Below are 10,015 nucleotides of genomic sequence, written 5' to 3' on the forward strand. Positions count from 1 at the left end.
TATACTATGAATTACGCGGTGGTCGTTTTCCGAAGTATTGGTAGTAATCTGTACGGATAAATCCGTTAAACAGTTTACGTTTCTTTGATGCATCTTTTCCGTAGCACTTCTCAAATGCTTCGTAACTTGTTAATACATACGCTGACCATGTATCTAATGGACGGAATACTTGTCCCATTTCTTTGTACAATTGTTCAACAAGCGCTTTTTCACTTAAACGTTCTCCGTATGGAGGATTCGTTACAACGTAGCCATAATCCTCTTTTGTCGTGAAATCTTTTACTTGCATTTGTTTAAATGTAATTAAATCACCTAAACCTACTTCTTCTGCGTTATCTTGAGCAACTCGAATCATACGATGATCAATATCTGATCCAATGATTTGCAGTGGTTGATTATAGTTCGCTAAATCTTCAGCTTCTTGACGAGCTTCACGCCAGTTTTGTTTACCTACCCAGCCCCACTCGTCTGATGCGAAGCCACGGTTAAATCCTGGTGCGATATTTTGTCCAATTAATGCTGCTTCAATCGGAATTGTACCTGATCCACAGAAAGGATCCACGAAAGGACGATCTGGCTTCCAGTTTGTTAATTTAATTAAAGACGCAGCTAATGTTTCTTTTAAAGGAGCTTCCCCTTGATCCATTCGGTATCCACGTTTATGAAGTCCAACACCGCTTGCATCAATTGTTAATGTTGCAATATCTTTTAACATTGCAATCTCAATACGGAATAACGGACCATCTTCTTCAAACCAAGTTGTACGTTTATATGTTGTTTTTAATTTTTCAACGACAGCCTTTTTAACGATACGTTGGCAATCCGAAACACTGAATAACTCAGATTTTAAAGATTTACCGATAACAGGGAACTCACCGTTCTCCGGAATATAATCTCCCCAGTTTAATGCTTTCGTTTTCTCAAACAGCTCATCAAATGTTGTCGCTTTGAATTCGCCAACTTTAATTTTCACACGGTCCGCAGTACGTAACCATAAATTCGTGCGACAAATCGCCTTTTCATCTGCTTCAAATGTTACTTTGCTGTTTTCTACTTGGCATTCGTAACCAAGATCGCGAACTTCTCGAGCAACTAACGCTTCAATACCCATTGCCGCTGTTGCAATTAAAGTAACTTTTCCCATTTGCATTCACCTCTTATGTATATTCAAACAATAATTAATAGCAATTTGTCCTATTAATTATTACATTTTACAAATTTTTTTCTCATTAACCATTTTAACTCATAATTTATAACTTCATACAAATAAAAAGCCCTCCTCTAACAAAGGAGAGCTGAGTTATTTCATAGTTGGTTCATAACGTTCTGTAAGCCATGTTCTGTTCCTTTGTACTGCAAACGGCCCACGCCTCGTACTCCGGTGGCAATCATCTATCTACAGGTTATACAACCTGTCCTTTCCCGTCGTTCATTTCCTTGGAAAAGATTCCCCTACCATTATTTGGGTTTCTCGCTCGTGGGGTTTACCTCGTTCCACTCCTATCATTTCTTCAAGGACTTCGTCACTGTGGCACTTTAAAGGTAGTCAAACCATATCCGAAAGGACTTAGGTTTTTTCCCTGCCGTTAAACCAGCCTTACAGCCAGAATACCCTAGCTTATGAATTGGCTAGGCACGAACACTACAGCCATCTCAGGCCGTGCGAGCATGGACTTTCCTCTACAACGTTGGCGTTGCAGCGATTACCCAAACGTTATGACATCCATTAGTATAGTGGAAACAAAAAGATTTTGCAATGTTTTTTTCTATGTAAAATGCTTTTACCTTTTTATCACCAAAAATTATTCGTATAACTTACTTCCAAATACAGCTTTTTCTAAATTAGATAGACGTTTTAAAATGTCCGTATTCGTGTTGTTATATACTGGTTGTGCAACTGGTGTTTGTACAGGTTGTTGTGGAGCTTGCGTTGCTACTAGTTTTTGTTCTTCTAGTTCACGCTTTAAACGAGCATTTTGTTGCTTTAATTGATCAAACTCCTTGTGGAAAGCCTCATAGTCTTTAATGATCATATCAAGAAACTTGTCTACTTCTTCTTGTTGATAACCTCTCATACCTGTTTTAAATTCTTTTTCTAAAATATCTTTTGCCGTTAATTTAATTTTATCCGAAATCATTTTCTTCACCTCAAATTTTTGCCAAAACTTTCATTAACTAAATTTTTTCAGAAACAATGCTTTTTGTCAATCATATATACGAGTACTATATTACATATTACTCAGCATTATTCCACTGTTCCTCTTCTATTATATCTTGTAAATCGGAAAAAAGAATGAAATAACTGTGATAATTTTCTATTTCTCCTTTTTTCTTTGCTGCTTCTACAATATATTTAGGACTCCCTGGTTTTTCTTCATCATATACAGCTAAAAGTGCATCACTTTTTTCAATAAAAAATTGATTTTTTAATTTAAATTGCTCTGGGCTTTCGTACTTCCGTTTCGTGATACTATCAATATGGTCTGCTTGTGAGAGAATAAATTCGTAATATTCACGGTTATCTTCCTTCCAACCTTCTTCTTGTTCTAAAAACGGAGTAAATACCGCTAATTTTAAATCTGGATATTCTACTTGTATTTCAAAAACAACTTCAGCAGCCCATAATTCGACACCTAACTGGCCACTTATTATAACCCACTCTAAACCATCTTCTACAAAAGCAGTTAATTTACGACGCAGCGCCTTTTTTATACATTCTACTCCTGGATGATCATTTTTAAATATTCCAAGTTCAAATGGCTTATATCCTGTTACTGCAATAACTTTCATATCAACACTCCAATTACAAAAAAAGAACTAGCATTTCGCTAGTTCTAACATATCATTTACTTTTTAAATATTCCACCAACGTTTGGTCCAATATTTGGACCTACTGGTGATACATTTGGTCCTGGTCCAAATGGTGATACATTCGGTCCTGGTCCAAACGGTGATACATTCGGTCCTGGTCCAAACGGTGATACATTCGGTCCTGGTCCGAATGGAGATATTTGATGGCTGTGGTGGTGATGACCATGGCCACATGGTCCACATCCGCCGCCAAATCCTGGATCGATTGGGTCTACAACATTTACATTCGAGTTTGTTTGCGGGAAGAAGTTTTGGTTTTTAATTTGTTGATGATGTACATGTGTTGTATGTGTTGGGAAAATGTGTGGCACCACCGTTGTTGAAAAAGAGTGTGTTACGCATTGTTTCGTCGGATGAACGACAGGAGCAGTTGTACAAATAGGTCCTACAGGCTTATGCCCTCCAAAACAAGGATGACAATGATGCATAGTTTTTTCTCTCCTCTCTCATAAAAAAAATCTGATTACACTTTACAGTATGAGAAAAGAGGGAAAGCCGTTTGTTATATATACCCATTTACTCCAAGGAAATTTGTCTAGTCCCTACTTCATATAAGATACTTTTTTATAGACACCCCTCCAAAATTACTTACCAAAAAATCCTCCAACTTGCTTTACAATACCTGTCACTTGATTCATCGCATTCATCATTTGTCCAGCTGTATTCATCATTTTATTTACATCATAGTTACCATCTGACGTTTTAAATTGGGAAACAAAACTAGAAAATTGGCTTGGTTGCTGTTGTTGCTTTTGTTTATTCTGCGTTGGGTACGGTTGTTTTGGTGGATAAAACATCGCTTGCTGATTTCCATAGGGAGATGGTGGTGGCATATAGTATTGGGAATTCATATAAGGTTGCTGTTGTTGATCCATATAAGGCTGCTGCTGTTGATTCATATAAGGCTGCTGTTGTTGCGATTGATTCATAAACGACACTTCAAATGGCTGGTAATAATTTTGATTTCCATAATGAGGCTCGAAAGGATACATATTATACCGTAAATATGTATCCGTATTATATTGGTACATATTTTGCTGTGCATATGGATTCGTTTGCTGATATACGTTAGGTTGTTGAAACATGCATTCTCTCCTCCTTCACATAAGTTTCTACATATATAATATGTACCTGCAAAATAATTTGTGTGACGGAGTATCTGTCTATTTTTGTCGGAAGTTTAAATTTTTAAAAAATTAAAAAAGAAAACCCTTCCATGCTATGATAATGAAGAAGAAGATTCTCATGGGGGAGGAATCAACATGGTATTAGGGGATTTAAAACAAGCGTTTTCTCAAAAAAAGGGGTATTACACAGAGAATGTAAATGAATTGTTAGACTTTGCGAGACATTGGTATCTCGAAGGAAAAATATGCATTTCAGATTACCGAACGTTAATAAAAGAATTAGAAATAAACGGGGCAACAAAACCTACAACAATGACAGAAGCATAAAAAAACAAGAGGGTTTCCCCTCTTGTTACTTACATTGCTCGATTATATTTTGCAAAGTATACGAAATGGCTTGATGTGTTTCAAAGAATCGCTTACCTTTTCCTTTATTTACAAAACATTGCAACACATTTGTTTGTAAATTATCGTACACTTGATCAATTTGCTGTACATGTATATACTTCGGTTTTTCTTCCTTAATCCATTTATAAGCTAATTCTTTCCACACTTTTAATTCCTCATCTACCATATCTACAAATGGTTTCATATCCTTATAAAAATCATATTCAATCATTTCTCTTTTTTTCACATTCGCTTCATTATTATGCTGTATAAGTTTTTCCGAAGACTGTATTAATGCTTCATACTTCATTTTATTCCCACCTTATTATGCACTCACTACGACGTTTTGAAATGCCTTCACCCAATTCCCTTTTTCTTCGTGATGCACTAATTTATTTTCCATATGCTCAATATGCATTTCTGTTATTTCTATCTTGTTGCATATTTTTTCACTCTTATCCTTCAATGCATGATTCATTCTAATCCCTATGTTCATTTCCAGCAAATCGAGAGAACTTAACATTTGATCCATCGTTTTCATTACATCTTCCTTCTGAACCATCGCCATATACAAAACGCCCCCTTCTTTGCTTTTCCTTTGTCATGTAATTTCGCCGAATGATTTCCCACTCCTGCCCACATGACAAAACTAGTTGTTATTCGTCAAAGAAATCATTTTGTATGTCATTTATAGAAATGGTAACAATACAAAAAGGAGGTGTATGAAGATGACAAAGAACAAAGATGAAAAAAAGAAAAAACAAAACAAACAAAATAAACCCGAAACTGGCAATCCAAAGTTAGATGGTCCAAACTTCCCTGCTACATAAAGTGAAACTTTAATACTTTTACAAAAAGCTAATTTCTGAAACATCCTTAATCTCTTATATTCATTAAGTTTTGAGATTAATTTTTTAGCACAAATGGCAGGATTACTTCACATTAAGAAGTCCCGTCTTCATTTATGAAGACGGGACTTCTTTTTTATTATATCACGAACTCTTCCATCCTTTTAACAAAACGATTTACAATAGAAGCAACATAGATTTGCTCTCTCTTTCTTTTATACCATTCTGTTATATCAACCTCACCCTTATACTCTTCTGGTAAAAATAGCTCATTTATTTCTGTATCTCTACAAAACCAATCTCTCATACTTATCCCCTTATGTGCAACAACAGGATAAACCTCTCTAAGGGCTGGCGTACAAGATTTTCTAGCTCCTCTTACATAATATTCATAATCTGCTCTTGATCCTGTGTGTGTAGTTTGCAATGCAAACCTATGGAATAACCTTTTATAATCTGGATGAAACAGTAACTCCGCTAATTTCTTCCCTAGTTCTATACGCTTTTGTAACGTTTCAAATTGATAAACTGAAAAACCATACATATTCCCTTCAACGGTTGGAAAAATAACGGCACTAACATGAAGCATTTCTTGCAATTTAAAAAGTGCTGTATGGAATACATGTTTTTTAAAATATGCATTCTCAATAACTGGTTTTTGAATTTTATTTTGCTCATTTATAATAAGGGCTGTCATGAGCCTGTTTATATCTTTTTTCTCCCAAAAATATATCCATTCTTTTTCCATAAAAATTGATACGTTGAAATATTGTAACAGATAGAATAGTGGCACCTGCCTCCTCTTACTTTCTTCGTATAACAACAGCTGAGGAAATGCATCTAAAAAAATAATCCAATTCGCTTCTTCATACGTCAGAAACAAATGTTTTTTTACTTTTTGAGGTAAAACAGTAGCATAATACCTCCCTTTTAAATCAGTCATATTCCATCCCGCATTTCTCGAGACCATACTCGCTAAGAAGGCCCACCTGATTTCACTATTTCTTACATAATATTCTTGATAAGACTGTGTTCGAGAAATGTTGTCCATATTAACTATTTCTATTTCCCTCTTAATGTTGTAAACGATTATTTTTTCTTCTTCTGTACAAGCGATATTTTTACGATATTGTTTAATTTTTTCATAATCATTCCATGTAAACACGAATAAGTCATCCTACCTTTCTTCAAAAAGGTCACATCTTTTTTCATTTTTTGTTATAATCACCTTTGTAAGTAATTCTTAACAAGTTGGGAGTGGACACACTATGACCATTCGTTACCCAAATGGAAAACGGTTCAATCAAGCTTCACAACCTCATAAAACACCTATTAAAAAACATACTTATAGTAATAGAGGTATGTCCCTTGAAGAGGAATTAAATGAAACAAATGAATATTACTTAACCCATAATATTGCATGTGTACATAAAAAACCTACTCCTCTTCAAATTGTAAAAGTAGATTACCCCGCTCGAAGTGCTGCAGTGGTAAAAGAAGCGTATTTTAAACAACCTTCTACAACAGATTACAACGGTGTATACAAAGGGAAATACATCGACTTTGAAGCGAAAGAAACAAAAAATAAAACCAGCTTTCCACTTCAAAACTTCCACCTTCATCAAATTGAACATATGAAGCAAGTAATCGCTCATAATGGAATTGCATTTGTTATTATTAAATTTACACTTTTTGATGAACTTTATTTATTAGATGCAAAACATATTATTGCGTTTTGGAATCGTCAAAATACTGGTGGGCGGAAATCGATTACGAAAGAAGAAATAGAAGAGCATGGATCTTTATTATCATGCGGTTATCACCCTCGGATTGATTATATCCGTGTACTAGACACGGTTTATTTTTCGTGATAGAGTCATCACTAAGGCTCTTTTTTCGACTTTTGGGGAGAGAATGAAAGGTAGGAGAAAGTATAATGTCAGATAATTATCGTTCTCGTACAGAACGAAATCATGTAAAAAATCAAAATCAACAGCAAGAAACAAATAAAGAAAAAAAACCAAAGAAAAAAGGCTCCTTTTTTAAAAAATTCCTTATAGGCTGTCTACTTCTTGGTATCGTTGGTCTTGTAGCTGGCGTTTCCGCTTTCTTTGTTATGGTGAAGGACGCTCCAAAATTAGACAAATCAAAACTTGTCAATCCTTTATCAACAAAGTTTCTTGATAAGAACGGGAACTTTTTCTACGAATACGGTGCTGAAAAACGAACCCACGTTACGTATGATCAAATTCCAAAAGTAGTTGAAAATGCATTCCTTGCAACTGAGGATTCACGTTTCTATGATCATAATGGAATTGATTTTAAACGAACTACAAAAGCAGTTATGGAAAATGTCACTGGAGGTTTTGGATCTCAAGGTGGTAGTACGATTACGCAACAAGTAGTCAAAAACTATTTTCTAACGATGGACAAAACTGCAAAGAGAAAAGTACAGGAATGGTACTTATCTTACAAATTAGAGCAACAATACTCTAAACATGAGATTTTAGAAATGTACTTAAATAAGATTAACCTGGGTAACCGTTCGTACGGTATTGCAACAGCTGCAAAAAAATATTATGACAAAGATCTAAAAGACTTACAGTTACATGAAGCCGCAATGCTTGCAGGTTTACCCCAAGGTCCTAATATTTATGATCCAACAAAACCAGACAACGTTGAACGAGCTACACAACGTCGTAACGTCGTATTATCATTAATGAATCGACATGGTTATATAACAAAAGACGAAATGAATAACGCAATGAAAATCCCTGTAACTGAGGGCCTTCAACCGTCTTCAGAAGTAACAGAGATGAAGTATCAAGCATTTTTAGATGCTGTTGTAAAAGAAGTTGAAAAAGAATATCCGGATGTAAATATCGGTTCAGATGGTTTAACGATTCATACAACACTTGATCAAGATGCTCAAGATTACGCTGATAAAATTATGGATGGCAATCTTATTAAGTATCCGAACGATCAATTCCAAGGTTCATTCGTATTTATGGATACACAATCTGGTGAAGTTCGAGCAATTGGAGCTGGGCGTAAAGAAAGTAAGTCTACTTTCAAAGGTCATAATATGGCCACTGATTTAAAACGCCAAGTCGGTTCAACAATGAAACCAATTTTCGACTACGGCCCAGCAATTGAGAATTTACAATGGTCTACATACCATCAATTAAATGACTCAGAATATACGTATTCAGATGGGAAAAAAATACGAAATGCAACAAATAGTTACAAAGGTGACGTTTCACTACGTGAAGCTTTGAAAAAATCATTAAACATCCCTGCTTTAAAGACAGCTCAAGCGGTTGGTCTTCCTAAGTCACAAGCGTTTGCTGAAGGTTTAGGTATGACATTTAAAGACGGCAAAACATATGAATCAACAGCAATTGGTAGTAACGATAGTTCTCCATTACAATTAGCGGGGGCATATGCAGCCTTTGGTAATGGTGGGAACTACAATAAACCGCACTTCGTAAAAGAAGTTATCTTCCCAGATGGGAAAAAGAAAAGTTTTAAACCGAAAGAACAACGCGCGATGCAAGACTACACAGCTTACATGGTGACTGACGTTCTTCGTGACGTAGTAAAACCTGGTTCTGGCGGTACTGGTCCAACAGCATACGTTTCAGGTGTTGATGTTGCCGGTAAAACAGGAACACAAAACTTTGATGCAGACGTTATAAAAGAATATGGTATTCCAGCTGATGCAAACAGAGATAGCTGGTTCGCTGGATATACACCGCAATATACAATGGCAGTATGGACTGGTTATGAAAAAAATGGCCCAGAAAACTATATTAGTGATCGTTATACTAGAATTGCACAGCAAATGTTCCAAGTAATGATGAGTAAATTCGCTACAGATAAATCTCGTTTCGAACGCCCTTCTTCTGTACAAGAATTAAATGGTGAATTGTACGTAAAAGGTGCTAAGAAAGATGCAGTGAAACAAATTAAAGTAGATGCACCTAGTGGTCTTAATGTCACTTTCGATGGTGCTAGCACAGTTACACTAAACTGGTCTGGACCAGCAGAAGTTGATGCATATGCAGCAAGCTATAAAGCGACAGACGGTTCAAGTGGTAGTTTATCAATAAAAGGTACAACAGCTACTCTTGGCGGTATTAAACCAGGCGTTACTTACAGCTTCTCTGTAGTAGCGAAAAAAGGTACTGGAACAAGTCCTGCAGTTGGTGCATCCTTCACTGCGCCTGGAGGAACTCCAGATGCTAAGAAAGCTGACGAAGAGGCTAAGAAAAAGGCTGACGAAGAAGCTAAGAAAAAAGCTGATGAGGAAGCACAGAAAAAAGCTAATGAAGATAAACTAAAACAAGACGAAGCTAAGAAAATAGCTGATGAAGAAGCTAAGAAAAAGGCTGATGAAGAGTCTAAGAAGAAAGCTGACGAAGAGGCAAGGCTGATGAAGAGGCTAAGAAAAAGGCTGATGAAGAAGCTAAGAAAAAGGCTGATGAAGAAGCTAAGAAGAAAGCAAGAAGAAAGCTGACGAAGAGGCTAAGAAAAAGGCTGATGAAGAGGCTAAGAAAAAGGCTGATGAAGAAGCTAAGAAAAAGGCTGATGAAGAAGCTAAGCAGAAAGCTGACGAAGAGGCTAGAAAAAAGGCTGATGAAGAAGCTAAGAAAAAGGCTGAAGAGGAACGCAAACAACAAGAACAGCAACAACAGCAACAGGATACCGGAGGAGATACTACCCCTCACGCAGACGGAAATGTTGTTACAACAGAGTCTTAATAACAAAAAAGAAGTCCTT

The 10,015-nt window shown here is 36.0% G+C and carries 12 protein-coding genes, 1 other RNA gene and 1 pseudogene; 5 read left to right on the forward strand and 9 right to left on the reverse strand.

Features of this window, described 5'->3' with window-relative positions:
• Window positions 1–4 precede the first annotated feature (4 nt).
• The 6 genes from DN390_RS16955 to DN390_RS16980 all read right to left on the reverse strand — a co-directional run bounded on the left by DN390_RS16955 (window position 5) and on the right by DN390_RS16980 (window position 3,956).
• A complete protein-coding gene (locus tag DN390_RS16955; protein ID WP_000521229.1) occupies window positions 5–1,144 on the reverse strand; it encodes a THUMP domain-containing class I SAM-dependent RNA methyltransferase in 1,140 nt (379 codons plus the stop codon).
• Between the two features lie 180 nt (window positions 1,145–1,324).
• Window positions 1,325–1,715: RNase P RNA component class B (gene rnpB / locus DN390_RS16960), an RNA gene on the reverse strand.
• Between the two features lie 87 nt (window positions 1,716–1,802).
• The gene (gene gpsB / locus DN390_RS16965) at window positions 1,803–2,138 is read right to left on the reverse strand and encodes a cell division regulator GpsB (protein ID WP_063224127.1); all 336 of its coding nucleotides are present in this window, start codon (window positions 2,136–2,138) and stop codon (window positions 1,803–1,805) included.
• 97 nt (window positions 2,139–2,235) lie between these two features.
• Window positions 2,236–2,790, reverse strand: coding sequence for an SLOG family protein (locus DN390_RS16970; RefSeq protein WP_078418394.1), 555 nt, complete (start codon window positions 2,788–2,790; stop codon window positions 2,236–2,238).
• A gap of 56 nt (window positions 2,791–2,846) precedes the next feature.
• Complete coding sequence (locus tag DN390_RS16975) at window positions 2,847–3,299, reverse strand: CotD family spore coat protein (protein WP_147807897.1); 453 nt, start codon at window positions 3,297–3,299, stop codon at window positions 2,847–2,849.
• A 156-nt stretch (window positions 3,300–3,455) separates the two neighbouring features.
• On the reverse strand, window positions 3,456–3,956 hold the full coding sequence (locus DN390_RS16980; RefSeq protein ID WP_147807898.1) for a YppG family protein: 501 nt from the start codon (window positions 3,954–3,956) through the stop codon (window positions 3,456–3,458).
• Between the two features lie 177 nt (window positions 3,957–4,133).
• Here DN390_RS16980 and DN390_RS16985 point away from each other — a divergent pair, with 177 nt between their 5' ends.
• Window positions 4,134–4,325 carry a YppF family protein gene (locus DN390_RS16985; RefSeq protein ID WP_000242661.1) on the forward strand — a complete coding sequence of 64 codons (192 nt, stop codon included), beginning with the start codon at window positions 4,134–4,136 and terminating at the stop codon, window positions 4,323–4,325.
• Window positions 4,326–4,350: 25 nt separating this feature from the next.
• Here DN390_RS16985 and DN390_RS16990 read toward each other — a convergent pair whose 3' ends face one another.
• A complete protein-coding gene (locus DN390_RS16990) occupies window positions 4,351–4,695 on the reverse strand; it encodes a YppE family protein (RefSeq protein ID WP_147807899.1) in 345 nt (114 codons plus the stop codon).
• 15 nt (window positions 4,696–4,710) lie between these two features.
• Window positions 4,711–4,953, reverse strand: coding sequence for a hypothetical protein (locus tag DN390_RS16995; protein ID WP_001252039.1), 243 nt, complete (start codon window positions 4,951–4,953; stop codon window positions 4,711–4,713).
• Between the two features lie 85 nt (window positions 4,954–5,038).
• On the opposite strand from DN390_RS16995, the gene DN390_RS30670 reads away from it, so the two are divergent.
• Window positions 5,039–5,215: a phage portal protein gene (locus DN390_RS30670; RefSeq protein ID WP_179955759.1), complete on the forward strand. Its 177-nt coding sequence runs from the start codon at window positions 5,039–5,041 to the stop codon at window positions 5,213–5,215.
• A gap of 157 nt (window positions 5,216–5,372) precedes the next feature.
• Here DN390_RS30670 and DN390_RS17000 read toward each other — a convergent pair whose 3' ends face one another.
• Window positions 5,373–6,398 carry a DUF2515 domain-containing protein gene (locus DN390_RS17000; RefSeq protein WP_147807900.1) on the reverse strand — a complete coding sequence of 342 codons (1,026 nt, stop codon included), beginning with the start codon at window positions 6,396–6,398 and terminating at the stop codon, window positions 5,373–5,375.
• 103 nt (window positions 6,399–6,501) lie between these two features.
• On the opposite strand from DN390_RS17000, the gene recU reads away from it, so the two are divergent.
• The 3 genes and pseudogenes from recU to DN390_RS31775 form a co-directional block, all read left to right on the forward strand.
• Window positions 6,502–7,104: a Holliday junction resolvase RecU gene (recU, locus tag DN390_RS17005; protein WP_060630210.1), complete on the forward strand. Its 603-nt coding sequence runs from the start codon at window positions 6,502–6,504 to the stop codon at window positions 7,102–7,104.
• Window positions 7,105–7,169: 65 nt separating this feature from the next.
• Window positions 7,170–9,831, forward strand: a pseudogene (locus tag DN390_RS17010) (PBP1A family penicillin-binding protein); the annotation flags it as partial.
• A partial coding sequence (locus DN390_RS31775) for a hypothetical protein (RefSeq protein WP_179955758.1) occupies window positions 9,776–10,015 on the forward strand: 240 nt, incomplete at its 3' end. The pseudogene DN390_RS17010 and the gene DN390_RS31775, both read left to right, overlap by 56 nt.

Origin of the sequence: Bacillus sp. SH7-1, from assembly GCF_008042405.1 — a bacterium.
In the GTDB taxonomy this organism is placed as follows: Bacteria; Bacillota; Bacilli; order Bacillales; family Bacillaceae_G; genus Bacillus_A; species Bacillus_A thuringiensis_N.

Excerpts from the sequence above, each read along its gene's own strand:
- DN390_RS16985 (WP_000242661.1), top strand. The coding sequence starts at position 4,134 with ATGGTATTAGGGGATTTAAAACAAGCGTTTTCTCAAAAAAAGGGGTAT.
- recU (WP_060630210.1), top strand. The coding sequence starts at position 6,502 with ATGACCATTCGTTACCCAAATGGAAAACGGTTCAATCAAGCTTCACAA.
- DN390_RS16995 (WP_001252039.1), bottom strand. The coding sequence starts at position 4,953 with ATGGCGATGGTTCAGAAGGAAGATGTAATGAAAACGATGGATCAAATG.
- DN390_RS16970 (WP_078418394.1), bottom strand. The coding sequence starts at position 2,790 with ATGAAAGTTATTGCAGTAACAGGATATAAGCCATTTGAACTTGGAATA.
- DN390_RS16990 (WP_147807899.1), bottom strand. The coding sequence starts at position 4,695 with ATGAAGTATGAAGCATTAATACAGTCTTCGGAAAAACTTATACAGCAT.
- DN390_RS16980 (WP_147807898.1), bottom strand. The coding sequence starts at position 3,956 with ATGTTTCAACAACCTAACGTATATCAGCAAACGAATCCATATGCACAG.
- DN390_RS16955 (WP_000521229.1), bottom strand. The coding sequence starts at position 1,144 with ATGGGAAAAGTTACTTTAATTGCAACAGCGGCAATGGGTATTGAAGCG.
- gpsB (WP_063224127.1), bottom strand. The coding sequence starts at position 2,138 with ATGATTTCGGATAAAATTAAATTAACGGCAAAAGATATTTTAGAAAAA.
- DN390_RS16975 (WP_147807897.1), bottom strand. The coding sequence starts at position 3,299 with ATGCATCATTGTCATCCTTGTTTTGGAGGGCATAAGCCTGTAGGACCT.